This is a genomic window from Streptomyces sp. NPDC091271, from assembly GCF_044757505.1.
In the GTDB taxonomy this organism is placed as follows: Bacteria; Actinomycetota; Actinomycetes; order Streptomycetales; family Streptomycetaceae; genus Streptomyces.
The window spans coordinates 612,231-636,543 of the sequence record NZ_JBIVVD010000003.1; the positions used below are offsets into that span (position 1 = coordinate 612,231).

A 24,313-nucleotide genomic window follows, 5' to 3' on the forward strand; every position below is an offset into this window, starting at 1 on the left:
GCAGCCCGGTTTGACCCCCCGCACCCCCGCCCCGTAATCTTGACCCTCGGCGTGTTTCTGTGCGCCTACCCCCTGAGCACATCCCTCCCGGTGATCCGTCCCCGGGGGAGGCCGCTCATCCTTCCGGACTGTCGTGGGCCCCGGCCCGTGCGGGCGGCTGGCATCAGGGGATCCGTTCCGAGTGAGAGAGAGATCCGCGTGTACGCCATCGTGCGCAGCGGTGGTCGCCAGCACAAGGTTGCTGTCGGCGACATCGTTGAGGTTGACAAGATTTCCACCGCCAAGGTTGGCGACACGGTCGAGCTCTCGACCCTGCTCGTTGTCGACGGCGACGCCGTGACCAGCGACCCCTGGGTCCTGGACGGCATCAAGGTCCAGGCCGAGATCGTGGACCACCACAAGGGCGCGAAGATCGACATCCTTCGCTACAAGAACAAGACGGGTTACCGCCGTCGCCAGGGTCACCGTCAGCAGTACACGGCGATCAAGGTCACCGGTATCCCCGCGGCTGCGAAGTAAGGGACTGACGAGACATGGCACACAAGAAGGGCGCATCGTCCACTCGGAACGGGCGCGATTCCAATGCTCAGCGGCTCGGCGTGAAGCGCTTCGGCGGTCAGGCCGTCAACGCCGGTGAGATCCTGGTCCGCCAGCGCGGCACCCACTTCCACCCGGGCACGGGCGTCGGCCGTGGCGGCGACGACACGCTGTTCGCGCTGACCGCCGGTGCGGTGGAGTTCGGTACCCACCGTGGCCGCAAGGTCGTGAACATCGTTCCCGTCGCTGCCTGAGTCAGGCAACGGCTGAACGACACAGCACCTTCCGAGGGCGGATCTCAGCTTTCCCGGTAATCGGGGAAGCGGGTCCGCCCTCGGCGCGTTACGTCAAGAGACATTCCCGTATTTTTCCGCAGTACCTGGAGGCCCCCACCATGACCACCTTCGTGGACCGCGTCGAGCTGCATGCCGCCGCGGGTAACGGAGGCCACGGCGTGGCCTCCGTACACCGTGAGAAGTTCAAGCCGCTGGGCGGCCCCGACGGGGGCAACGGCGGACGCGGCGGCGATGTCATCCTCGTCGTCGAGCAGGCCGTCACCACGCTGCTCGACTACCACCACCACCCCCACCGCAAGGCCACGAACGGCCAGCCCGGCGCCGGTGACAACCGCTCCGGCAAGGACGGCCAGGACCTCGTGCTGCCCGTCCCGGACGGCACCGTCGTCCTCGACAAGGCCGGTAACGTCCTCGCCGACCTGGTCGGCCAGGGCACCACCTTCGTCGCGGGCCAGGGCGGCCGCGGCGGCCTCGGCAACGCGGCGCTGGCCTCCGCCCGCCGCAAGGCGCCCGGCTTCGCGCTGCTCGGCGAGCCGGGGGAGAGCCGGGACATCGTCCTGGAGCTCAAGACCGTCGCCGACGTCGCGCTCGTGGGCTACCCGAGCGCCGGCAAGTCCTCGCTGATCTCGGTTCTGTCCGCCGCCAAGCCGAAGATCGCGGACTACCCGTTCACGACCCTCGTCCCCAACCTGGGCGTCGTCACGGCGGGCTCGACCGTCTACACCATCGCCGACGTCCCCGGGCTCATCCCGGGCGCCAGCCAGGGCAAGGGCCTCGGCCTGGAGTTCCTGCGGCACGTCGAGCGCTGCTCGGTTCTGGTGCACGTCCTGGACACCGCGACGCTGGAGTCGGACCGTGATCCCGTCTCCGACCTCGACATGATCGAGGAGGAGCTGCGGCTGTACGGCGGCCTCGAGAACCGCCCGCGCATCGTCGCCCTCAACAAGGTCGACATCCCGGACGGCCAGGACCTCGCCGACATGATCCGCCCTGACCTGGAGGAGCGCGGTTACCGCGTCTTCGAGGTCTCGGCCATCGCGCACAAGGGCCTCAACGACCTCTCGTACGCCCTCGCCGGGATCATCGCCGAGGCGCGGGCCAGCAAGCCGAAGGAGGAGTCGACGCGGGTCGTCATCCGTCCCAAGGCCGTCGACGACGCCGGCTTCACCGTGACGGTGGAGGACGACGGCATCTACCGCGTGCGCGGTGAGAAGCCCGAGCGCTGGATCCGGCAGACCGACTTCAACAACGACGAGGCCGTCGGCTACCTCGCGGACCGGCTCAACCGCCTCGGTGTCGAGGACGCACTCCGCAAGGCGGGTGCCCAGGCCGGCGACGGCGTGGCCATCGGTGCCGAGGACAACGCGGTCGTCTTCGACTGGGAGCCGACCATGGCCGCCGGGGCCGAGATGCTGGGCCGCCGTGGCGAGGACCACCGCATGGAGGCTCCGCGCCCCGCCGCGCAGCGCCGTCGCGAGCGCGAGTCCGAGCACGAGGTCGCTCAGCGCGAGTACGACGAGTTCGACCCCTTCTAGCCGTCGCGCTCGGGTGTCCCGCGCGACGGAGGCACCCGAGCCAGGCCCTGCTTCGCCCAGGATTCACAGAGAACTGCCAGGTAGGGGCACGGTTGTGCGGCCCTCGATGTGCGGATTGCGTAACACGTCTGTGGAGTCCGTCACTCCGGTACGGGCCTCCGAGGGCCTGATCTGCCAGGCCAGGCGGTGAACTGCGGGTTTCCCAGAGGCGAGCGCCGGTAAACGTCCGCCTTGCGAGACGGTCACGGAGAGTGCGACCATCACACTGTTCCCCCCTGTCATCGCAAGGTAGGTCGTCTGTGTCTGTGCCGCATGAAGCCAAGCCCCGGACCACAGCGGTCGTGCTCGCCGGTGGAACCGGTCAGCGCGTGGGGCTGTCGATCCCCAAGCAGCTGCTGAAGATCGCCGGTAAGGCAGTCATCGAGCACACGCTGAGCATCTTCGAGAACGCCGAAGGCATCGACGATGTCATCGTGCTGATGGCGCCCGGCTTCGTGCCCGACGTCGAGAAGATCGTCGCCAAGGCCGGACTGACCAAGGTCATCAAGATCATCGAGGGTGGCGCCACCCGGAACGAGACCACCGAGCGTGCCATCGCGGCCCTCGGTGAGGGTCTCGCGGAGGGTGAGGACCGCAACGTCCTCTTCCATGACGCGGTCCGTCCGCTTCTGTCACAGCGTGTCATCAAGGACTGCGTGGACGCCCTCGACCGCTATCAGGCGGTCGACGTCGCCATCCCGTCCGCCGACACGATCATCGTGACCCGCACCCACGGCGAGGACGGCGAGTTCATCACCGACGTCCCGGACCGGTCCCGGCTCCGGCGCGGCCAGACTCCGCAGGCCTTCAAGCTGTCCACGATCCGCAGGGCGTACGAGGTCGCGGCCGGCGACCCGAATTTCCAGGCCACCGACGACTGCTCGGTCGTCCTGCGGTACCTCCCCGACGTGCCGATCTACGTGGTCGCGGGCGACGAGTACAACATGAAGGTGACCCAGCCGGTCGACGTCTTCATCACCGACAAGCTCTTCCAGCTGGCCTCCACGGCAGCCCCGCGCCAGGCCGACGAGGCCGCCTACCGTGACCTGCTCTCGGGCAAGACGCTGGTCGTCTTCGGCGGTTCGTACGGCATCGGCGCGGACATCGCCACGCTGGCCGAGCAGTACGGCGCGAGCGTGTACGCGCTGGGCCGCTCCACCACCGGCACGCACGTCGAGAACCCGGAGCACGTCGAGGAGGCGCTGTCCAAGGCATACGCCGAGACGGGCCGCATCGACTACGTCATCAACACCGCGGGCGTGCTGCGCATCGGCAAGCTGGCGGAGACGGACACCACGACGATCCAGGAAGCGCTGAACGTCAACTACCTGGCGCCCGTGCAGATCGCCCGTGCCTCGTACAAGTACCTGGCGGAGACACAGGGCCAGCTGCTGCTCTACACCTCCAGCAGTTACACCCGGGGCCGCGCCGAGTACAGCCTCTACTCCTCCACCAAGGCCGCGATGGTGAACCTGACGCAGGCGCTGGCCGACGAGTGGGCGGGCGAGGGCATCAGGGTCAACTGCGTGAACCCGGAGCGCACCGCGACTCCCATGCGGACCAAGGCGTTCGGCCAGGAGCCGGAAGGCTCGCTGCTCTCCTCCGAGGCGGTGGCACGCACCTCGCTGGACGTCCTCCTGTCCGCCATGACGGGCCACGTCATCGACGTACGGCAGCAGGACCCGACCCGCGATGTCACCGAAGCCTCGGGATTCGAGCAGGCGCTGGCCTCGGTTCTGGACCGTCAGGAAGATGTGTAATAATTCTTGACAAATGTACTTTTTCGGGCCTCTGGGCTCACCGAAAGGTGAATCCAGAGGCCCGAGTGCGTGAAGCCGAATCTTCACATTTCCCTCTATACGTGAAACAACCGGCACCCCCTGGAGCAGGTTCTTCGTGATTTCGACAGCCATTCGCCTGGCCCGTGTGGGCAGCCGGGCAGAACTGTTGGCAGCAATACTGATGACGTTGGGCTATCCCTGCGTCATGATCGCCGCTCTTCTGCCCGATATCTGGTTCTTCGCGGCGGCCACGGCTGTCACGTACATCGCGGACTGGTATCTGCACCACCGCGGCAGCTATCTGATCAACCGGCTCGGCAAAGTGCGGGCGGGACTGCCCATCCGCTTCCTGCTCCGCCAGCTGATGATCATCCTGCTGCTGGCCCGGCTGGACCTCGCCGAGGAGCCGCTCTTCTATGCGGCAGTCGCGTGCTTCCTCCTCTTCTACGGTCTGCAGGCCCCGCACGGCGCGCTGACGACGCTGATCCGGCTGCGGCGCAGCATGCCGATCGTCACCCGCAACGTCGACCTGCACGCCGTCCGCATCCCGGACGCCCCGCCCCGCGCGCTGCTGCGCCGTGCCAGCGAGAAGATGCTGCACCTCGACCTCCCCGCGGTGGCCGGTGTGCTGATCGCCGCAGGCACGGGCGAGGACTTCATCGGTTACATCGGTGCCGGTGTGACGCTGTTGCTGGCCGTCGGCTACAACGCCCTGCTCATCCCGTATCTGCGGCGCAGCCGACGGGCGCCGTCGGCCCCGGCGGTGCTCAAGGCCCTGGACACCTGGCTGGGCGAGTACCAGCCGACCGTCGTGCTCTACTTCTCCGGCTCGAGCGAGTCCGCGTACCAGGGGAACATGTGGCTCGACACCATGGCCGCCGTCGAGGGACGCCCGCTGATCGTCATGCGCGAGCGCAACCTGGTCGCGCAGCTCGCGGACACCTCGGTGCCCGTGGTCTGCGTGCCCGCCGGTACCCACCTCATGAATCTGGACCTCTCCACGGTCCGTGTCTGCCTGTACCCGGCCAACGTCGGCAAGAACATCCACATGCTGCGCGTACCGACGATGAAGCACGTGTTCATCGGCCACGGTGACAGCGACAAGCTGGCCAGCGTCAACCCGTACTCCAAGGTGTACGACGAGGTGTGGACGGCGGGCCGCGCGGGACGCGACCGCTACGCCTTGGCCGATGTCGGTATCCGTGACGAGGACATCGTCGAAGTCGGACGGCCGCAGCTGGCTCCGATCCAGAGCTGGACCGGCACCACGAAGAACCCCATTCCGACGGTCCTGTACGCCCCGACCTGGGAGGGCTGGGACGACAACCCGGGCAACACCTCGCTGCTGCTGGCCGGTGAGAACATCGTCCGTCGGCTGCTGAAGGCGGACAGCCCCGTCCGGGTCATCTACAAGCCGCACCCGTTCACCGGTATCCGCAGCCCCAAGGCGAAGGCCGTGAACGCCCGGATCAAGGCCCTGGTCGCCAAGTCCGCGCAGGAGCGGGCCGCTGACCCGCGCTGGGCGAAGAAGGCCTCAGAGGGCGCCGCCGGGCGGAGCGCGGCCAAGGCGGAACTGACCCGCATCGAGGCCCGTCTGGCAGAACTGGCGAAGCCCGGCCGAGCCGGTGGCGACGAGTCGGAGGAGTCGCGGGTCGCGCTCGCCGACCCGGCGCGACAGGCCGAGATCACCACTCTCCGGACCGAGTGGAACGACGCCTACTGGCGTTCCTTCGGCTGGTGGGAGCACAAGACGGTGACCGGCGCCCAGCCGAAGCTGTACGACTGCTTCAACCAGTCCGACGCCATGGTTTCGGACATCTCCAGTGTGGTGTCCGACTTCATCGCGAGTGGCAAGCCGTACGCGGTCACGGACTCGGCGGAGCTCGGTGCGGAGGAGTTCAAGCGCCAGAACACCGCTGTACGGGCGGCCGTCATCCTCTCCAACAGCGCGGAGGAGATCGACGAGTTGCTGCGCGCCGTCGCCGATCCGGCGGCGGACCCGATGGCCGAGGCCCGCCACGAGCTGAAGACCTACCTGCTGGGCCCGGACGAGCCGACCTCCATGGAGCAGTTCAACGCTGCGGTACAGGCGCTCGCGGCCAAGGCGGAGGCCCGCAACGCGGGCGTCGCGCAGCGCATCGGCGGGCAGCAGCCCGCCCCGCTGCCCGACCCCGAGGCGGCATCCAGCGGTGTCGGGGACGGCGCGGTGGAGATCGCGGCAGAGGTCGAGGCTGCTGTCGATCCCGACGCCGCCTCCGCCCCGGACACCCCCCCGGCGATCGGCGCAGGGCCTTCGGCGGTCCACTGACCGACCAGGACCGGCCGACCGCGAGGGAGTGAAGCGGTCGGCCGGATCCGGAGCCCACAGCCGGGTGTAATCCGACTGACATCCAGTTGTTCGAAAGACGTCCGATTCGCGACGCAACCTCCGCAACGGCCCGTCCGTCTTCTCCTCAGGGAGGGAACGTACGGGCCGTTCGGCGTGTCCGTGCACAGAACGGGGCATATACCGTCGTTCTATCGTTTCTCCTAGTTGATACGTTTATGCTTGAACCGGGGAGAGATGAGCACCACCGCACCAGATGTGACCGTCGTCATCGGCGCCTACGAAGCGATGCCCTACCTGATCCGTTGCCTGGAGTCCGTCGAAGCGCAGACGCTTCCGGCCGCGCGCATGGAGATCGTGGCCGTCGACGACGGGTCCACCGACGGCACCGGGGAGTACCTGGAGGAGTTCGCCGCCCGGACCTCCATCGATATGCGCGTCGTCCGCCAGGAGAACTCCGGCGGCCCCAGCGGCCCTCGCAATGTGGGGCTCGGTCTGGCCCGTGGCCGGTACGTCTTCTTTCTCGACGCGGACGACTACTTCGGCGAGGAGGCCCTGGAGCGGATGGTCGCGATGGGCGACCGGGCCGGCACTGATGTGGTGCTCGGGAAGGTCGTCGGCGTCAACCGCGGTGCGGCCAAGTCGATGTGGAAGCAGACGGTCGAGCGGGCCGATCTCTACTCCTCCAACATCAAATTCACTCTGAGCGCCCAGAAGCTGTTCCGGCGGGACCTTCTGGAGCGGCTCGGGATGCGGTTCGACGAGGAGCTCAAGACGGGTGAGGACGCGCTCTTCACCATGGAGGCGTATCTGCGGGGCAACGGCGTCTCCGTCGTGGCCGATTACACCTGCTACTACCTCGTGGGCCGGGACGACGGCAAACACGTCACCAAGAGCGGCAGTTACGTTCTGCGCTTCGACTCCGCCCGCGCTCTGATGGAACTCATCGCCACGCATGTTCCGCCAGGGCCGAAGCGGGACGTCCTGATGGTCCGGCCATTCGTCATCACCCTGCTTCCGCAGTTCGGGCCCGCTCTTCTGCGGCAGTCCGACGAGGTGCGTAATAAGAAGATGGAGCTGGCGGCTCCGCTGCTGGAGAGCTACTGGTCACCGGGTCTGGGGCGTCGACTCAAGGTGAATGAGCGGCTCCGGCTGCTCTGTGTCTCGCAGGGCCGACTGGATCTGCTTCTGGACATCCTGCAGTTCATGCGGGACAAGAAGGAGCCCCGTCCGGTCCGTAAGGGGCTCCGGGGCCGACTGTACCTGGTCTACCCGCACTTCGGCGGGACCGCAGAGTTGCCGCTATCGGCGTACGAGCTGACCGTGCCCGAGTGGATCGGCCGGAAGCGGGTCGATGTGCCGGGGCGTCAGTCCACTGCCGTCTTCCTCCGGCGGCTGGCAGGCAAGGCGCGCAGGACGGCCCGGTCCGCCGGACTGCACTTGCCGCGCCGTGCTCACAAGGTCTGAGGCGGGCGCGGCACGGCAGCGAGATTCTTTCTACTGCTCCGGGCGCAGCAGTCTCCGGACCGGGCGCCCCACCACGCGCCGTGCGCGCCGGTAGGCGGACGGCCACGCGGCGGTCCCTTCGCCCGCCTGCACCTTGATGCTGACCGGGCCCGCCTTCTTCTCGAGTTGACTGCGCAACTGGGCGTTCTGCGCGGTCAACTCGTCCATCCGGCTCTGCATCCAGCTGAAACGGCCGCTCAGCGTGTCGGGGTCGGATTCCGTCCACGGCCGGACGGCCGGCGGAAGGGCGAGCTTGGACATCTGCGCGTCGAACGCCTTCCCTCTGTCGCCGTGGTGGAAGGTGTTCTCCAGGCCGTTCTTCTCCATGAAGCCGGTGAAGCGGAGGAAGCGTTCCTTGTGGCCGTTCACCAGTTCGCCGAAGTCCGCCGCCTCGTACAGCTCGGCGGGGTCGATGTCCTTGGGCGTCTCGGAGATCTTGCGGTGCGGAATGCCGAAGTAGCGGCAGAGTTCCAGGGTCCGCGAGTCGCTGCAGAGCACGGTGCTCGGGACGCCGGCCAGCAGCGCCGCGATGTTCCCGTGGATGCGCGAGCCGAACGAGAAGTCGAACGCGCGCAGCTCCTCGATCCAGGTGGCCGGGTCGACGTAGAGCCGGACCTTGCCCTCGCGGTACATCGGGTGGGACGGGTGGGTCGGCATCGAGGTCTGGGCGCCGATCGGGTTCGACGTCTCCCGCCAGTGGAGCAGCTCGGCCTCGAGGAGGTTCTGCCCGATGAACCGCAGGTTCGGGTAGCGCTTGTGGGCCTGACGGATGATGGCGTCGAGGCCGTGCGATCGGACGGCGCTGTGCGATCCGTTCACCGAGATGCGGGACCCCGCCGTGAGCGACTCCGACTTCTTCTCGAGCGTGAACGTCTCGCCGTTCATGAACATGGAGGGGCAGCCGATGACCTCGACGTCCCGGAACCCCATGTCCTTGAGGTACTGCTCGGTGAACTCGCCCCGCACGCCGATGGAGGCGCTGCGGTTGAGCACCTCGGTGACGAACTCCCGGACCGTCGGCTCCATCGCCTTGAGCCGGGAGGCGTCGTACGTGAGGTCGGCCTGCGCCCCGACACCGAGGACGACGACGGGGATGCGCAGCTTCTTGATCAGCTGTGTCATCCGCTTCAACGGCCGCTCGAAGGTCGGGCGGAAAGCGTTCGCCAGGGGCACGACGAATACGTCGAACTCCTCGTTTATGCGGGCGGCCGCGGACGGGTCCGTGCGGATGCCGTTCGAGAAGACCTCTGCGCGGGGAGTTGTCAGGATCTTGTGGGCCGCATCACTGAAGATCAGATTGCCCGCGTTGGTCGCGAAGACGTCTCTGTCGAGGGACTGTTCGAGCGAAGCTACATCGAAGGGGCTTTTACCCGATCTGAGAAGAATGCGCCTCTGGCGGGTCGGTTCATCTGTCACGTAATAGAGGGTAGCCCGATGGACGGCCGGTGGAGATTACGTAAATGACTCCATTCGGGGGCATGTCGGTGAGTGACCCGGAGTCGTCGGTCTGTGTAGCGACGTCCGTCCGGTGACAGCAGCTGAGACGGCACGGTGCGACCCCGCACCCTCGCGTAGATTGAGGAGAACCGAGCAGGACGACGTGATGGGGACGGGCGTACGTGTCAGGGGCAAGGGAATCCGAAGGCGCGGCAAGGGAGCCCGAAGGCGCGGCGAGGGAGGCCGAAGGCGCTCTCCGCACACCCTCCGGGGGCGGCAGGGGGCGCAGGCCCGGTGTGACCGACGCCCGCCGGGTCGTCGTCAAGGTCGGCTCCTCCTCGCTCACCACAGCGGCAGGAGGGCTTGACGCCGATCGGGTGGACGCGCTCGTCGACGTCCTCGCCAAGGTCAGGAGCGGCGGGGAGCGCGAGATCGTGCTCGTCTCCAGCGGCGCCATCGCGGCCGGCCTCGCGCCCCTCGGGCTCGTCCGCAGGCCCAAGGACCTGGCCCGCCAGCAGGCCGCGGCCAGTGTCGGCCAGGGGCTCCTCGTCGCCCGCTACACCGCGTCCTTCGCCCGTTACGGCGTACGGGTGGGGCAGGTACTGCTGACCTCGGACGACACCAGCCGGCGCGCCCACTACCGCAATGCCTACAGCACGCTCGACCAGCTCCTGGAGATGGGCGCGTTCCCCGTCGTCAACGAGAACGACACGGTCGCCACCGACGAGATCCGGTTCGGGGACAACGACCGGCTCGCCGCGCTCGTCGCCCACCTGGTCCACGCGGATCTGCTCGTCCTCCTGTCCGACGTCGACGGCCTCTACGACGGGGACCCGAGCAGGCCGGGCACCTCCCGCATCGCGGAGGTGAGCGGGCCGGCCGACCTGGAAGGCGTCACCATCGGCAGCGCGGGCAAGGCGGGTGTCGGCACCGGAGGCATGGTCACCAAGGTGGAGGCGGCCCGGATCGCCACCGCCGCCGGGATCCCGGTCGTCCTCACCTCGGCGAGCCACGTCGCCGACGCCCTCGGCGGGCGTGACACCGGCACGTACTTCCACCGCACCGGGCGCCGCTCGGCCGACCGGCTGCTCTGGCTGGCCCATGCCTCGACACCGCGGGGCGCCCTCGTGCTCGACGACGGAGCCGTGCGCGCCGTCGTCGAGCGCCGCACGTCCCTGCTCCCCGCCGGGATCTCCGGGGTCGAGGGCGAGTTCTCCGCGGGGGACCCCGTCGAGCTGCGGGACCCGGCCGGCCGGGCCGTCGCCCGCGGGCTGGTCAACTTCGACGCCAAGGAGATCCCGCAGCTGCTCGGCCGGTCGACCCGCGACCTCGCGCGCGAGCTGGGCCCGGCCTACGAGCGGGAAGTCGTACACAGGGACGATCTCGTCGTCCTCACGCCCCGCCCGGCCCCCTGAAACGGCTGAAAGTCCAGCCTTCGGGCGGAGACCTTCACGAAAAGCGCCCCACACCAGGCCCCGGGCTGGTCAACTTTGTCACGGGGACACAGAGGGGTCGGCACAGCTACACATTCACAGGAGGCCGCCGGTGAGACGAGCGCGCCCGGGGGCGCTGCCCCGCGGAACGGGCAGCCGTGCCCTGACCAGCGTCGGAGCGGGAGCCGACTTCGTCGGCATGCCCACGGACCAGACCATCGAGCAGGAACCGGTGGTGACGGACGAGGAGCTGACCCGCTCCAAGCTGTGGCACATCACCCTCAGCGTCTCCGGCGGTGAGACACCGCTGAAGGAGGTCAGACGCGGACTGGAACAGCTGGCGCACGATCACCCGTTCCTGCTGACCAGCCGGTATGCCAACGACCACGCGGAGATCCGCTACTGGGAAGAGGCCCGCGACCTCCACGACGCCGCGGCGGTGGCGCTGCGGCTGTGGGGTGAACACCGGTCCAGCGCGAAGCTCCCGCCCTGGGAGATCGTCGGCCTGGAGGTCATCGACCGGGAGACCTACCACCTGCGCATCGCCGAGGGCTACGGACCGCCCCCGGCCGCCCCCGTCGGGGTGCACCCGTACTGACGGGGGCGTGCCGGACCGGGTGTACGGGCGCTGATACGCCTGTCTCGCATCACGGGATACGTGACGGATGCCCGCAGTGTGCGCACTACCCTGCGGGCATGACCACGCTTTCGCCGTACGACAACATGTCCCCGGTCGCCCAGGCCGCCTACCGGGCACGCGCCGCCGCCGACGACATCGCGCCACTCCCGCGCGCGGCGAAGGACGACGCCCTGCTGGCGATCGCGGACGCCCTCGAGGTGCGCACCAGCGAGATCGTCGAGGCCAACGCCGAGGACGTCGCGAAGGCCCGGGAGGCCGGGACGAGCGAGTCGGTCGTCGACCGGCTCACGCTCACGCCGGAGCGCATCCGCGCGATCGCCGCCGACGCACGTGACGTGGCGGCGCTGCCCGACCCGGTCGGAGAAGTGGTCCGGGGCTCCACCCTTCCCAACGGGATCGATCTGCGCCAGGTGCGGGTGCCGCTCGGAGTGGTAGGCATCATCTACGAGGCCCGGCCCAATGTGACGGTCGACGCCGCCGCGCTCTGCCTGAAGTCGGGGAACGCGGTGCTGCTGCGTGGATCCTCTTCGGCGTACGCCTCGAACACCGCTCTCGTGCGGGTGCTCCGTGACGCGGTGGGCGGGTCCGGCCTCCCGGCGGACGCGGTGCAGCTCGTCCCGGGCGAGAACCGCGACTCGGTCCGCGAGCTGATGAGGGCCCGCGGCCTCGTCGACGTACTGATCCCGCGCGGCGGTGCCTCCCTGATCCGCACGGTCGTGGAGGAGTCGACGGTGCCCGTCATCGAGACGGGCACCGGCAACTGCCACGTGTACGTCGACGCCCAGACCGATCTGGCCATGGCCGTGGAGATCCTGGTCAACTCCAAGGCGCAGCGGCCGAGCGTCTGCAACGCCGCCGAGACCCTCCTGGTCCACAAGGACGTCGCCGCGGACTTCCTGCCCCTCGCCCTGGACGCGCTGGCCGAGGCCGGGGTCACGGTGCACGGGGACGAGCGGGTGCTCGCGTACGCCGAGGGGTCCAAGGCCACCGTCGTGGCGGCGACTCCGGAGGACTGGGAGACCGAATACCTCTCGTACGACATCGCGGCCGCGGTCGTGGAGTCGCTGGAGTCCGCCGTGGCGCACATCCGGCTCTGGTCCTCCGGCCACACCGAGGCGATCGTCACCACCTCGCAGGCCGCGGCCCGCCGGTTCACCCAGTTGGTCGATTCCACGACGGTCGCCGTGAACGCGTCCACGCGCTTCACGGACGGCGGCCAGTTCGGATTCGGCGCCGAGATCGGCATCTCCACGCAGAAGCTGCACGCCCGGGGGCCGATGGGACTGCCGGAGCTGACGTCCACGAAGTACATCGTCACCGGCGACGGCCACATCCGTTAGCCCGGGGCCCCGGGCGGGGCGGGCGGATTTGCGGGCTCCCTGCCCAAATCGCCCCGCCGGGGCTACGCTGAAGCTGTGCCGGACGACGTGGGGGGCAGGCCGTTCCCGGACGGCTGGGAGCCCGACGACGACCGCGGGGGCGCGGACGAGGACTTCGCCTCCGTGGTGTTCGACGAGGACTTCGTCCGGTCCGCCGAGATCCACGAACCCACCGCGGTCGAACGCCTGCTGGCCGCCGCGCAGGCCCGCGCCGAAGCCGAGGCCAGCAGGGCGCGCTCCGGTGGCGGAGCCGTGGACGACGACCTCTACGACGACGGTTACGGCCCGGACGGTGCGTACGGCCGCGAGAGGGCCTTCGGCGGCCTCCACGACCCCGATGACCCCGATGGCCTCTACGAGGACGACAACGGCCCCTACGGGCGTCACGGCGGCTCCCTGCGCCCTTACCGGGGTACGTCGCGCTGGCACCGGCCGGTCGCCTGGCTGCTCGCCCTGATGATGGGGATCGGGATGGTGGCGCTGGCCTTCAGCGCTGTGTACCGCGGGGCCGCGGCCAGTCGGCAGGACCAGGTGCCGCCGGCGAACAGCGGCGTCGACAAGCCGGGCGTGGCCCCCTCGGCCTCGGCCGACTACTCCCGCCCCGCTGTCCCGGCCGTTCCCCGCACCCCCTGAGCCGTGCTCCCTCCGCTCCCGCCGGACGGCGAACCCTGTCCGACGGTGTGACACCCGCGCGCCCGCCCCGGTGAAGCTGCCAACGGCCGCCCTCCCGGCGGCGCTCCACCTGCGCTCCCACCTGCGGGGCGTTTACCTTGATGAGGATCGACCCAATCTGAAGGTATGACCTTGTGACCCCTCCTCCCGTCCCCGTCCCCGGGAAGAGGGCAAGTCACGTGTCCATGTGTCGAACCCGTGACGGACAGGTCCGCCCGACGCCAAGCGGCTGAGGAGGACCCCAGCGCCAGCCCCGCCGGTGGCGCGGAGATCGGGAGAAGTCATGACAGGCCGCGGAGAACCGCCGGAAGGGCCGCCCGAGAACCCCCCGGGCGGGGAGGACGAGTACCGCTCACTCGTCTTCGACGAATCGTTCATCCGTGCTGCCCGGCTGCAGGAGTTCTCCGCCCAGGAGCGCATGGGTGACCATGCGCGCGCCGTACGCTCCCTCCCTGGCCGGCCCGCACGCCGGCACCGCTCCAGGGCGGGTATCGCTCTCGTCGTACTGGTCGCGCTGGCATTCGCCACCGCCGTCTACTTCGGCTTCCGCAACCCCTACCCGGCGCCCGTCGGCAGGCGCGCCGAACCCCTCCGGACCACGGTGATCCCGCTCGCCCCCCGAAGCCCCGTACCCGGAGGGGTCGCCGAGTCGCTCCTCGCCGACGGCCCGGCCGCCGGGCACCGGACGGGCGCCGCGGGCATCAACTTCCCGTCGGTCCGGCGGACGAAGAACTTCTCGGACAGCCAGGTCACCATGGCCCTGACCACGGTGAAGGACTACCTGGTGGGCTCCTCCCTCGACCCCGACGTACTCACCGCGGGGGTCGTGAGGCCGGTCGGCCGGCTGCTCGACCCGGACCAGACGGCGCAGTTCGACCGGAGCGTGGACTCACCGGCTGACGACGGCGAGCACAGTGCGACCGGCTGGCTGGTGCGCTTCGACCCGGCCGAGGTGGAACTGGCCGACTCCGACGTCAGGGTCCAGGGCACCCTCTCCTACGCGGAAGCGGGGGCGGACACCCTGGAGGTGGTGTCCGACCACACCTTCACCTACGCGCTGCGGCCCGCCGTGTCCGGTCCGCACCGGGCCGACGGAGCCTCACTCTTCACCGTGCGCCGCGTCCTGCACTTCCTGCTCGACCGCGAGGACATCCGGCTGCACCGGCTGGAGGTCCGCAGCGCCTATGTCCAGGCCGGCCCGCAGTCGTGCTCGGCCGATACGACGGGAGCGCTGCGTCCGCTGCTCGCGGGCGAGCGGGCGGACACCCGGGGGCCCGCAGGCACCGACCCCTATGCCACGGGTGTGCCCGCGGCGGCGCTCTGCGGCACGCTGGCCGTCAGCTCCCCGACCCAGAGCCCTCTTCGGGATCCGGGCGTCGCCAGGTCCCCTCGGAGCCGTCCGTAGCGTCCGAGGCCGGAGCGCCGCCCTTGCCCGCGCCACCACCGGCGCCCCCGCTGCCGGCTCCGGCTCCGGCTCCGGTGAATTTGTCCCGCAGCTTGCCGCCGAGGTCGCCCGCACCGCCCGCGATGTCACCGACCAGCTTCATCAGCGGGTCCTTGCTGGTGCGCACCGTGTCGGCGTAGTGCGACGCGGACTCACGGAAGGAGTCCGTCACCGAGGTGTCCTTGTCCTCGTCGCGCTTGGGGTAATGGCCGTCCATGATGCGCTGGAAGTCGCGGGTCTCCGACCACTTCTTCAGCTCGGCCGCGCGGACGGTGGTGAACGGATGCGTCCGGGGCAGCACATTGAGGATCTTGAGCACGGAGTCGCGCAGGTCGCCGCCCTTCTCGTACTCGTCGGCCTGGGCCAGGAAGGCGTCCACATTCATCTCGTGAAGATGATTACCGCCGGCGATCTTCATCAGCCCGCGCATCGAGGCACGCAGATCCTGTCCCACCAGCAGTCCGGCGCGGTCGGCGGACAGCTCCGACTTGCGGAACCACTCGCGCAGCGCGGTCACGATCGCCATGATCGCGACATTGCCGAGCGGGATCCACGCCACCTTGAGCGCCAGATTGGTGAGGAAGAGCAATATCGTGCGGTACACCGAGTGGCCGGAAAGGGCATGGCCCACCTCGTGGCCGACGACGGCCCGCATCTCCTCCTCGTCGAGCAGCTCCACCAGTCCGGTCGTCACCACGATGATCGGCTCGTCGAGGCCGATGCACATGGCGTTGGGCTGCGGGTCCTGATTCACATACATCGGCGGGACCTTCTTGAGGTCCAGGATGTAACACGCGTCCCGCAGCATGTCGTTGAGATGCGTGAACTGGGCGTCGCTCACCCGGACGGAGTCCGAGAGGAAGAGCAGCCGCAGACTGCGCTCGGGCAGGAGGCCGCTCAGCGCCTTGAACACGGTGTCGAAACCGCTCAGCTTGCGCAGGGCCACCAGGGCCGAGCGGTCCGCCGGATGCTCGTAGGCCCGCGAGGAAATGTCCGGGAATCGCTTGCGGTGCCTGCTCGGCACGCTCTCGTGACTGGCGTCGGTCATGGATGGCCCCCTGTTCGTACGAGACGTTGCTCGTCCCCCTGGCAAAAGCCAGCGTATGCGCTGGCGCTACGGTGTGCGGGGGGCTGTGGATAACTTTGAGGAGCGCCCGGAATGCCGCACACCGCCGTCATGCTTGCCGCCGTGTCCGAGGACCAGGGACCGGGCAACACGCTCCGGATCGTGCTGCTCGTGTCGCTCGTCGGCGCCGCCCTGCTCGCCTGGTTCCTCCTGCGTGGATACCGCAACGACGACAACAACGACTGAGTCGGCGTGAGCGTGCCCGTGGCGCCCGCATACGATGTGCGCGACGTCTCCCTCCTGATTCCCGATGGATAGGTCCTGCAGAAGATGAGCCTCTCGAGCACCGCGCACCAGCTGGTCACCCTCGCCTCCGAAGGCGAGCAGGGTGGTAACCACGAAAGCCTCAGCCCGTACCTCACCGGTGGCGGCGCGCTCTTCGTGCTGCTGCTCCTGCTGTGGATCACCACCCGCTTCAACCGAGACCGCTGAGGCAGAGGCGAACAGCTGTGCCAGTAGGGTCTGCACGCATGGGAGAGCAGGAAGTGCCTACCGGACGCGGCAAGCGCCGAATCGGCGTGATGGGCGGGACCTTCGACCCGATCCATCACGGACACCTGGTGGCGGCGAGCGAAGTGGCGGCCCACTTCCACCTCGACGAGGTGGTCTTCGTCCCGACCGGGCAGCCCTGGCAGAAGAGCCACAAGCAGGTCTCGCCGGCCGAGGACCGTTATCTGATGACGGTCATCGCGACGGCGTCCAACCCGCAGTTCTCGGTCAGCCGCAGCGACATCGACCGCGGCGGACCGACGTACACGATCGATACGCTGCGGGACCTGCGCGCGGTCCACGGCGACGCGGACCTCTTCTTCATCACCGGCGCCGACGCCCTGTCCCAGATCCTGACCTGGCGGGACGCCGAGGAGCTCTTCTCGCTCTCCCATTTCATCGGCGTGACCCGGCCGGGGCATCTGCTGACGGACGACGGGCTGCCCGAGGGCGGCGTCTCGCTGATGGAGGTGCCCGCGCTGGCGATCTCGTCCACGGGCTGCCGTGCCAGGGTCGCGCAGGGCGAGCCTGTCTGGTACCTCGTGCCGGACGGTGTCGTCCGCTACATCGACAAGCGCCAGCTGTACCGCGGCGAATGAGCCACGGAGAGGGGCACCTGTGACCGACCGACACGACCCGTACGACCCGTACCAGCAGCCGCAGATCATCGGCTACGACGAGTACGGGCAGCCGGTCTATCAGCAGCAGGGCCAGCAGCAGTACGACCCGTACGCCCAGCAGCCCCAGCCCCAGCAGGGCGGGCAGCCCCACCAGGACGGGCAGTCGCAACAGGGCTACGGCTACGACACGTACGCCGGTACGCAGCAGCAGTACGACCCGTACGCCGGCCAGCAGCCCCAGCAGCCCCAGCAGCCCCAGCAGCCCCAGCCGGCGCAGCAGGCGCAGCAGGGGTACGGCTACGACGGCGGCTACGGCGCGTACGGCTACGACACCGGCCGGCAGCCGGCCGTGGACGACTCCACCCAGCAGTGGAACGCGCCCCAGGCCCCCGCCGCACCGGCGGCCGCGCCCCCGCCCCCGTTCCCGGAACAGCGGAGTGAACCGGAACCGCCGGCGGACGCGGCCCTCCCCGGGCAACGCCGTGCCGACCGCGACTACCGCACCGAGCAGTTCTCCTTCATCGAGGAGCCCGACGAGGACTCCGAAGACGTCATCGACTGGCTCAAGTTCACCGAGAGCCGCAGCGAGCGGCGCGAGGAAGCACGCCGGCGCGGGCACAACCGGATGGTCGCGCTCATAGTCGTCGTGGCTCTCGTGGTCGTCGGCGGAGCGGGCTACCTCTGGTTCGCCGGAAAGATCCCGGGAGTCTCGGGCAAGGACGAGCAGAACGCCGCGGCGACGGGTCCGCAGAAGCGGGACGTCATCGTCGTCCACCTGCACAACACCAAGAAGGGCGGCACCTCGACGGCGCTGCTCGTCGACAACGTCACCACCGAGCAGGGCACCACCGTGCTGCTCCCCAACTCGCTGGCCGTGGCCGCGGACGACGGGTCCACCACCACGCTCGGCAAGTCCGTCGACGACGACGGGTCCACCGGCACCCGTGAGGCGATCGACACCCTGCTCGGCACCAGCATCAGCGGAACCTGGCGCCTCGACACCCCGTACCTGGAGAACCTCGTCGAGCTCGTGGGCAACATCGAGGTCGACACCGACACCGCTGTGCCCGACTCCAAGAAGGGCGCGGCGCCCCTGGTGAACAAGGGGAAGGCACAGACGCTGAGCGGCCCGACGGCCGTCGCGTACGCCACCTACCAGGGCGCGGGCGAGCCGGAGGCCAAGCAGCTGATGCGCTTCGGGCAGGTCCTGCGCAGCGTGCTGCGCAAGCTGTCCGAGGACCCCAAGGCCGCGACCGTCACCATCGAGACCCTCGCGCAGATCCTCGACCCGTCCCTGCCGGAGCAGGACCTGGGTGCCTCGCTCGCGAAGCTCGCCGGGCACGCCAAGGTGGGCGACTACGAGACGGAGCTGCTCCCGGTCCAGAGCGACGGAACACTCACCGACGCGGCCACCGAGAGTGTCGTCAAGGACGTCCTGGGCGGCAAGGTGAAGGCTCCGGACCAGGACGCGGCAGTGCGCGTCGGCATCAAGAACGCCACGGGCGACACGAAGGGCACGGAGAACGCCAGGGTGCAGCTCGTCAACGGGGGCTACGCCTTCGTCGACAGCGGTAAGGCGGACGCCGCGGCGTCGTCCGAGGTGGTCTACGGGGCCGCCGAGGACAAGGCGAAGGCGGTCGAGGTCGCCAAGACCCTGGGCCTGCCGGAGAGCGCTGTGAAGAAGGGCAAGCCGGCCGCGAACGCCGACGTGTCCGTCGCCCTCGGACAGGACTACAAGATCTCCGAGCCGACGTCGTAAGGGCTGTCGGCGGTCCGTGAGACCCTAGAGGTCGATCTGACCGCCGACGAAAGCCTGCATGTGACCGCCACGGACCGCTCCATCGAGCTCATCAACGCCGCCGCCCAGGCGGCGGCCGACCGGCTCGCGCACGACATCATCGCCTACGACGTCAGCGAGGTGCTGTCGATCACCGACGCCTTCCTGCTGGCCTCGGCTCCCAACGACCGCCAGGTCAAGTCGATCGTCGACGAGATCGAGGAGCGGCTGCAGAAGGAGCTCGGCGCCAAGCCGGTGCGCCGCGAGGGTGACCGCGACGCCCGCTGGATCCTTCTCGACTACGTCGACATCGTGATCCACGTCCAGCACAGCGAGGAGCGCGTGTTCTACGCGCTCGAGCGCCTGTGGAAGGACTGCCCCGAGATCGCTCTCCCCGAGGACGCGCTCAAGACCCGGGGCAAGGCCGAGGAGCACGCCCAGCTCAACGGCGGCACGGAAGGTGACCAGAGCTGAACGGCAGCAGCAGCGGCAGGGGCCGCAAGATCGTCCTCTGGCGGCACGGACAGACGGCGTGGAATCTGGAGCGCCGTTTCCAGGGCTCCACGGACATCGAGCTGACCGGGACCGGTGTCGGCCAGGCACGCCGCGCCGCCCGGCTGCTCGCCTCGCTGCAGCCGGACGCGATCGTGGCGTCCGACCTGCGGCGGGCGGCGGCCACGGCTGCAGAGCTCGCCTCGGTCACCGGTCTCGACGTCGCGCACGACTCAGCGCTGCGCGAGACGTACGCGGGCGCCTGGCAAGGCCTCACGCACGAGGAGATCGTCGGGCAGTACGGCGAGCAGTACGCCGCGTGGAAGCGCGGTGAGCCGGTCCGCAGGGGCGGTGGCGAGCTGGAGACCGAGGTCGCCGACCGGGCCGCCCCGGTGGTCCTGGAGCACGCCGGCAAGCTGCCCGACGCGGGCACGCTCGTCGTCGTGAGCCACGGCGGCACCATCCGGACGACCATCGGCCGGCTGCTCGGTCTCGAGGCCCACCACTGGGAGGGGCTCGGAGGGCTGTCCAACTGCTGCTGGTCCGTGCTGGGCGAGGGCGCGCGCGGCTGGCGCCTCCTCGAACACAACGCCGGGACGCTTCCTGAACCGGTGCTCGGGGACGACGACTAGCGGGTGCCCGGAGGCCCCCTCAGGGCGCCGGGGACCGGATTTCACTTTCCGGCTCGTCGCAGGCTAAAGTTCTTCTTGTTCGCAGCGCGGAAACGCAGAGAACACAGCGAACAGCGGGGCTATAGCTCAGTTGGTAGAGCGCCTGCATGGCATGCAGGAGGTCAGGAGTTCAATTCTCCTTAGCTCCACAGTCAAGATCCCGTCCCCAGTAGGGGGCGGGATCTTTTTTTGCCGTTCATGAGGATGCGGTGCGCTGGTCCGCGCCGCAACGCCTCAACTGCCCTGGCCCGCCTGGGACAAGGGTCGGCAGGGCGCTCCGGTGCCTTCTTCGCAGGCCGGCCGGCCGCTCCGGTCCCCTTCCTTCAGGGCAAAGCCGCCCAGCGGGGCGGTCGTCGGGCTGACCTCCTTGCGGGGTCATGGCAGAATCGGAGCGCCGGAGGGGGCGACGGACCGATCGGGAGGGAGCGCGATGCCTGCGAGCCGCGTACGGGCCCCGGGCCCGCCCCTTACCCCCGCCGCGACCCATCGCTCCGCCGGTCACCGCTCCGCCGCTCATGGACCCACCGCGACCCGTTCTTCCGACGCCCCGCAAGAGGGCCCCTCCGCGTGCACGGCCTGCGGCCACCCCCGGAGCTGACCGGATGGGTGCACACAGGAGGAAGTGCGACTGGTGCGGCAGCGGTACGCCCATCGTCCGGGACATGGACCCCGTCAACGCGGAGTTCCAGTACTGGTGCGAGGAGTGCGCACGGGCGCTGATCATAAAAGGCGACCCCATCGAGACGTACCGGGAGCTCGAAGGGGAGCCCATCTACGGCCGGCTCCTCGAGGAGCACTGCACGCTGAAGAGGTTCTACTCCTTCGCCACCGCCTGACGTGCCGTGTGCCTCCGGCGCACGCTCCTCATGACGGGAGCAACCGCTGGTCAGGGCGGTGCGCGCCGGTCATATGCGGACAGAGTGGAAACGATTTTTGATGGGCCGGTGGGACCGTGTAATGTTCTCGATGTCGCCAGGGGAACCGGGCGGCAAACAGCACGGGGCTATAGCTCAGTTGGTAGAGCGCCTGCATGGCATGCAGGAGGTCAGGAGTTCAATTCTCCTTAGCTCCACAGTGAAGAAGCGGGTCATCCGGATCGGATGACCCGCTTCTTGTTGTGTCCGTCACCTCTGTCATCGCCGAGGCACCGCGGATCAGCCGTGTCCGCTGCCCAGGGCCCTGCGCTGTGCACTCGGGAGCGCGGGACGGTCTGCCGGTGCCTGTTCGATACGGAGTGCCAGAGCGGGGCATCTCCGTACGGCCCGCTGTGCGCGGCCCCGCAGGTGCATCGGAACAGTGGCGTCCGCGAGCGCCGGGTAGCCGTCCGGGCCCAGCCTGATCAGCTCGGGAACGATGTCCGCGCAGAGACCGTGGCCCTGGCAGAGCGTCCAGTCCACCGCCAGCCTCTCGCCGCTCGGGACGGACTCCTCCAGGTCCTCGTAGCCGGGTGAAGGCAGCGGCAGCACCCCGAGCGTCTCCCGTCCGCAGCCGCCGTCCAGCACGTGCGCGGCCAGATCGTCCGTGAACGCCGAGAGGGTCGAGGCCAGGAACCGGGCGGATCCGTCCGGGTGTTTGCACGCCCCGCGGCCCTTCACCGCCTGGGTCACCTCGCGGAGCGCCTCCAGGGCGGCGGGGCCGCCGCCGTTCAGCACGTCGGAGAGGCCGCCCGCTGCGGCAGGCAGCCCGAGCTTGCACGGGCCGCACTGCCCCGCGGTCTCGGCGGCCAGCCAGTTCGCGATTCTCAGCGACTCGCCGATCGGGCAGGTCTCCGGCCCGATCGGCAGGATGGCGCCGGCCCCGAGCGCGCCGCCCGCCGCGGCCAGGGAGGCCCTGGAGATCATGGCGTCGTGCGTGGCGAGCGCGTCGATCCAGTTGCCGTGATAGCCACCGGTGAGCACGCCCTGGGGCAGCGGCGGGGCGCCCGCCAGCTGCAGGACGTAACGCAGGGGCACGCCGGTGGGCACCTCGATCACCATCGGGCGGGCCACCGCCCCGGAGACCGTGAGCAGGACCGTGCCGGGTTCGTCGGGCAGGCCGGTGTGCCCGTAGCGGCGGGAGCCGAGCCGTGCGGCGACGGCGAGCTGCGCGTAGGTCTCCGCGTTGGACAGGAGGGTCGGGGCGCCGCCGACGCCCGACTCCGCGGCGCGCTCGCGGCGGCCCGGCGGGAGGGCGGGACCGCCGTTGACCGCCCTGATGACCGCCGAGGCCTCCCCGGAGACCATGCGCTCCGGGGTGCGCACCACCCGGGCGCGAAGATGCCGGCCACGCCGGTCGGACAGACCGCGTTCGGCCAGGGCGGTCCGTACGGAGATCTCCGTCGAGTTGCGTGTGACCGCCACGACCAGCGTGCGTGCGCCGAGCGCCTCCGCGGCCAGCAGGGCGCCGTCGAGGATGAGGTGCGGGGTGCGGTTGAGCAGGACGGTGTCCTTGCGGCAGGCGGGTTCGCCCTCGCTGCCGTTGATCACGACGACCGGCCGTACGCCGCGCCGTATGGAGGCCTTGGCCACGGCGCGCAGCTTCTTCCCGAACGGGAAGCCCGCGCCGCCGCGGCCGCGCAGCGAGATGGACTCGGCCAGTTCGGCGAGGCGCTCGCCGGTCATCGGTTCGAGCGGGCCGTGCACCTTCAGGTGCATGGCGAGGTCGAGGCGTTCCACCAGGTCGAAGCCGGTGGTCAGCTGGGGGAGCCCGACGACGCGGACCTCGGGCACATCGGGGAGGGGGACGTTCACGGTCGGTCTCCTGCCGGTGTGTTCCAGGGCTCTCCTGCCGAGGGCGGGTAGAGCGGCCCCGGCAGCTGCTGGGTCTCCTGGGTGGAGGCGGGGCCGGAGGGCGGGGCGTACGCGGGCCTGAGCGCCTGCGCGGGAGGCGCGGGGGCCGGAGCGGGCCAGCGGTCGTCCGTCGGCTCCGGCGGAAAGGGGCCGGAAGGCCGGGAGACAGCCCGGTACGCCGCGGAGATACCGGGCCGGGGCCCCGTCGTCGGTGCCGGTGCCGGTGCCGGTGCCGGTGTCGGGTTCGGGGTGAGCCGCTCGGAGCTGCGCGGCGGGGGTTCGTACGGAGGCTGCCCGTACTGCTGGTGTCCGTAGGCCGGCCGGTCGTACGGCTGTGGCCCGTATCCCGGCGGTTCGAAGACTCCTGGCGCCGGGGCCGAAAGTGTCCTGGGGCGGACGGGGGTACCGCGTGCGCCGCGGTCGCCGTCGCCCCAGCCGGGTGCGTCGGGGGGCAGGCCCGGGCCGGCCGGCGGAGCGGTGTGTTCAGGGAAGGGGAGCGGGGAAGAGCGTATGACCGGGTCGGGCGCGGCCAGAGGGCCGTCCGGACTGATCAGGCCGATGACCAGATCGGTGAGCAGGCGCTTGGCCGGGCCGGGGAGCAGCCGCAGGGCGAGCGCCGCGACCACCGCCGTCAGGCAGAGCATGTACATCACGACGACCCAGGTCGCGGGTTGCCTGCCGGCGTACAGTCCGTGCACCAGTGCGGAGCACCAGGCCGGGTAGGCCAGTGCGTGCAGTGCGCGCCAGCGGCCGGCGATCCTGCCCGGAGTGGCGAAGGCGCTGCGCATGGCGCCGGTCGCCGCCGTGGTGATCATCAGCAGCCCGGCGAGCGAGCCGAAGCCGATGAGGCCTGCCGCGCCGCTCACGCCCGCGCCGAACGGTATGAGGGCGCCGAGCAGACCGACGTGCCCCAGGGCGACCTTCACCGTGCCGTGCAGCAGGAGGAATCCGAGCGAGGCGGCTGCGGTGGCCCGGTGGATGCCCTGGCAGACGATCCGCTGGCGGGTCGAGAGGAACACCCGGTCGGTGGCCAGCAGGCCCCAGGCGACCGCGGCGGTGAGGGACACCAGCGTCAGGACGCCGGTGGTGAAGTCGAACGTGGCGCGCATGCCGTCGCTCCCCGCGACGGCGAGCACAGGGATGAGAACCAGTGCCGCGACGGTCAGCCCGCCCTGCACCGGGCGGCTCATCCCTGGGCCGGGACTCATGGAGGGGGAGGTGCGGATCCTGCGATGAGGCTTCATGGGGGGCGACTCCGAATGGTTCGGCAATGCGGTCCCGTTGCGGCATGCTAGGTCGCCGTATACCGGCCGGTACGAGGTTTGAACTGTTGCCCCGATAGGAG

Annotated in this window: 22 protein-coding genes and 2 tRNA genes; 20 read left to right on the forward strand and 4 right to left on the reverse strand. The window is 69.7% G+C overall.

Annotation, left to right across the window (positions count from 1 at the left end; translation table 11 throughout):
• The first annotated feature begins 198 nt into the window (after positions 1 to 198).
• The 6 genes from rplU to ACIQM3_RS14550 all read left to right on the forward strand — a co-directional run bounded on the left by rplU (position 199) and on the right by ACIQM3_RS14550 (position 7,981).
• Entirely contained in the window at positions 199 to 519 is a 321-nt protein-coding gene (gene rplU / locus ACIQM3_RS14525; protein WP_015577124.1) for a 50S ribosomal protein L21, read from the forward strand.
• A gap of 14 nt (positions 520 to 533) precedes the next feature.
• Positions 534 to 791: a 50S ribosomal protein L27 gene (gene rpmA / locus ACIQM3_RS14530; protein WP_014045902.1), complete on the forward strand. Its 258-nt coding sequence runs from the start codon at positions 534 to 536 to the stop codon at positions 789 to 791.
• A gap of 140 nt (positions 792 to 931) precedes the next feature.
• Positions 932 to 2,368 (forward strand): GTPase ObgE, encoded by a 1,437-nt coding sequence (gene obgE, locus ACIQM3_RS14535; protein ID WP_401623653.1) that lies wholly within the window; start codon positions 932 to 934, stop codon positions 2,366 to 2,368.
• A gap of 299 nt (positions 2,369 to 2,667) precedes the next feature.
• Positions 2,668 to 4,167, forward strand: coding sequence for an SDR family NAD(P)-dependent oxidoreductase (locus ACIQM3_RS14540; protein ID WP_401623655.1), 1,500 nt, complete (start codon positions 2,668 to 2,670; stop codon positions 4,165 to 4,167).
• Positions 4,168 to 4,393: 226 nt separating this feature from the next.
• Positions 4,394 to 6,496: a hypothetical protein gene (locus ACIQM3_RS14545; protein ID WP_401623657.1), complete on the forward strand. Its 2,103-nt coding sequence runs from the start codon at positions 4,394 to 4,396 to the stop codon at positions 6,494 to 6,496.
• A gap of 255 nt (positions 6,497 to 6,751) precedes the next feature.
• Positions 6,752 to 7,981, forward strand: coding sequence for a glycosyltransferase family 2 protein (locus ACIQM3_RS14550; protein WP_401623659.1), 1,230 nt, complete (start codon positions 6,752 to 6,754; stop codon positions 7,979 to 7,981).
• 30 nt (positions 7,982 to 8,011) lie between these two features.
• Here the strand turns inward: ACIQM3_RS14550 and ACIQM3_RS14555 are convergent, their stop codons facing one another.
• Entirely contained in the window at positions 8,012 to 9,436 is a 1,425-nt protein-coding gene (locus ACIQM3_RS14555) for a polysaccharide pyruvyl transferase family protein (RefSeq protein ID WP_401623661.1), read from the reverse strand.
• A 317-nt stretch (positions 9,437 to 9,753) separates the two neighbouring features.
• On the opposite strand from ACIQM3_RS14555, the gene proB reads away from it, so the two are divergent.
• From proB to ACIQM3_RS14580, 5 genes are all read left to right on the forward strand, one after another.
• A complete protein-coding gene (proB, locus tag ACIQM3_RS14560; RefSeq protein WP_401623663.1) occupies positions 9,754 to 10,872 on the forward strand; it encodes a glutamate 5-kinase in 1,119 nt (372 codons plus the stop codon).
• A gap of 130 nt (positions 10,873 to 11,002) precedes the next feature.
• Positions 11,003 to 11,488, forward strand: a complete 486-nt coding sequence (locus ACIQM3_RS14565) for a hypothetical protein (RefSeq protein ID WP_401623665.1) — start codon at positions 11,003 to 11,005, stop codon at positions 11,486 to 11,488.
• Between the two features lie 98 nt (positions 11,489 to 11,586).
• Positions 11,587 to 12,870 (forward strand): glutamate-5-semialdehyde dehydrogenase, encoded by a 1,284-nt coding sequence (locus tag ACIQM3_RS14570; RefSeq protein WP_401623667.1) that lies wholly within the window; start codon positions 11,587 to 11,589, stop codon positions 12,868 to 12,870.
• A 75-nt stretch (positions 12,871 to 12,945) separates the two neighbouring features.
• A complete protein-coding gene (locus ACIQM3_RS14575) occupies positions 12,946 to 13,542 on the forward strand; it encodes a hypothetical protein (protein ID WP_401623669.1) in 597 nt (198 codons plus the stop codon).
• A 322-nt stretch (positions 13,543 to 13,864) separates the two neighbouring features.
• Positions 13,865 to 14,986, forward strand: coding sequence for a hypothetical protein (locus tag ACIQM3_RS14580; protein WP_401623671.1), 1,122 nt, complete (start codon positions 13,865 to 13,867; stop codon positions 14,984 to 14,986).
• Here the strand turns inward: ACIQM3_RS14580 and ACIQM3_RS14585 are convergent.
• Positions 14,919 to 16,073: a M48 family metallopeptidase gene (locus ACIQM3_RS14585; protein WP_401623673.1), complete on the reverse strand. Its 1,155-nt coding sequence runs from the start codon at positions 16,071 to 16,073 to the stop codon at positions 14,919 to 14,921. The two genes, ACIQM3_RS14580 and ACIQM3_RS14585, sit on opposite strands and share 68 nt — an antisense overlap.
• 111 nt (positions 16,074 to 16,184) lie before the next feature.
• On the opposite strand from ACIQM3_RS14585, the gene ACIQM3_RS14590 reads away from it, so the two are divergent.
• The 9 genes from ACIQM3_RS14590 to ACIQM3_RS14630 all read left to right on the forward strand — a co-directional run bounded on the left by ACIQM3_RS14590 (position 16,185) and on the right by ACIQM3_RS14630 (position 21,272).
• Positions 16,185 to 16,337, forward strand: a complete 153-nt coding sequence (locus ACIQM3_RS14590) for a hypothetical protein (RefSeq protein WP_187355734.1) — start codon at positions 16,185 to 16,187, stop codon at positions 16,335 to 16,337.
• Positions 16,338 to 16,421: 84 nt separating this feature from the next.
• Positions 16,422 to 16,583, forward strand: coding sequence for a hypothetical protein (locus tag ACIQM3_RS14595; RefSeq protein ID WP_164493695.1), 162 nt, complete (start codon positions 16,422 to 16,424; stop codon positions 16,581 to 16,583).
• A 38-nt stretch (positions 16,584 to 16,621) separates the two neighbouring features.
• Complete coding sequence (gene nadD / locus ACIQM3_RS14600; protein ID WP_401623675.1) at positions 16,622 to 17,239, forward strand: nicotinate-nucleotide adenylyltransferase; 618 nt, start codon at positions 16,622 to 16,624, stop codon at positions 17,237 to 17,239.
• 19 nt (positions 17,240 to 17,258) lie between these two features.
• Positions 17,259 to 19,019, forward strand: a complete 1,761-nt coding sequence (locus tag ACIQM3_RS14605; RefSeq protein ID WP_401623677.1) for an LCP family protein — start codon at positions 17,259 to 17,261, stop codon at positions 19,017 to 19,019.
• Positions 19,020 to 19,079: 60 nt separating this feature from the next.
• On the forward strand, positions 19,080 to 19,511 hold the full coding sequence (gene rsfS / locus ACIQM3_RS14610) for a ribosome silencing factor (RefSeq protein ID WP_401623679.1): 432 nt from the start codon (positions 19,080 to 19,082) through the stop codon (positions 19,509 to 19,511).
• Positions 19,508 to 20,161 carry a histidine phosphatase family protein gene (locus tag ACIQM3_RS14615; protein ID WP_401624355.1) on the forward strand — a complete coding sequence of 218 codons (654 nt, stop codon included), beginning with the start codon at positions 19,508 to 19,510 and terminating at the stop codon, positions 20,159 to 20,161. Before rsfS ends, ACIQM3_RS14615 begins: the two co-directional genes overlap by 4 nt.
• 115 nt (positions 20,162 to 20,276) lie before the next feature.
• Positions 20,277 to 20,349: transfer RNA gene (locus tag ACIQM3_RS14620), tRNA-Ala, on the forward strand.
• A gap of 453 nt (positions 20,350 to 20,802) precedes the next feature.
• Positions 20,803 to 21,036, forward strand: a complete 234-nt coding sequence (locus tag ACIQM3_RS14625) for a hypothetical protein (RefSeq protein WP_033305681.1) — start codon at positions 20,803 to 20,805, stop codon at positions 21,034 to 21,036.
• 163 nt (positions 21,037 to 21,199) lie between these two features.
• Positions 21,200 to 21,272 (forward strand) — tRNA-Ala (locus tag ACIQM3_RS14630).
• Between the two features lie 82 nt (positions 21,273 to 21,354).
• On the opposite strand, the gene ACIQM3_RS14635 is transcribed toward ACIQM3_RS14630, so the two are convergent.
• Together ACIQM3_RS14635 and ACIQM3_RS14640 are read right to left on the reverse strand one after the other, a co-directional pair.
• The gene (locus ACIQM3_RS14635; RefSeq protein WP_401623681.1) at positions 21,355 to 22,929 is read right to left on the reverse strand and encodes a ferredoxin; all 1,575 of its coding nucleotides are present in this window, start codon (positions 22,927 to 22,929) and stop codon (positions 21,355 to 21,357) included.
• Positions 22,926 to 24,158, reverse strand: a complete 1,233-nt coding sequence (locus ACIQM3_RS14640) for a hypothetical protein (protein WP_401623683.1) — start codon at positions 24,156 to 24,158, stop codon at positions 22,926 to 22,928. The genes ACIQM3_RS14635 and ACIQM3_RS14640 overlap by 4 nt, the downstream gene beginning before the upstream one ends.
• Positions 24,159 to 24,313: the final 155 nt, after the last annotated feature.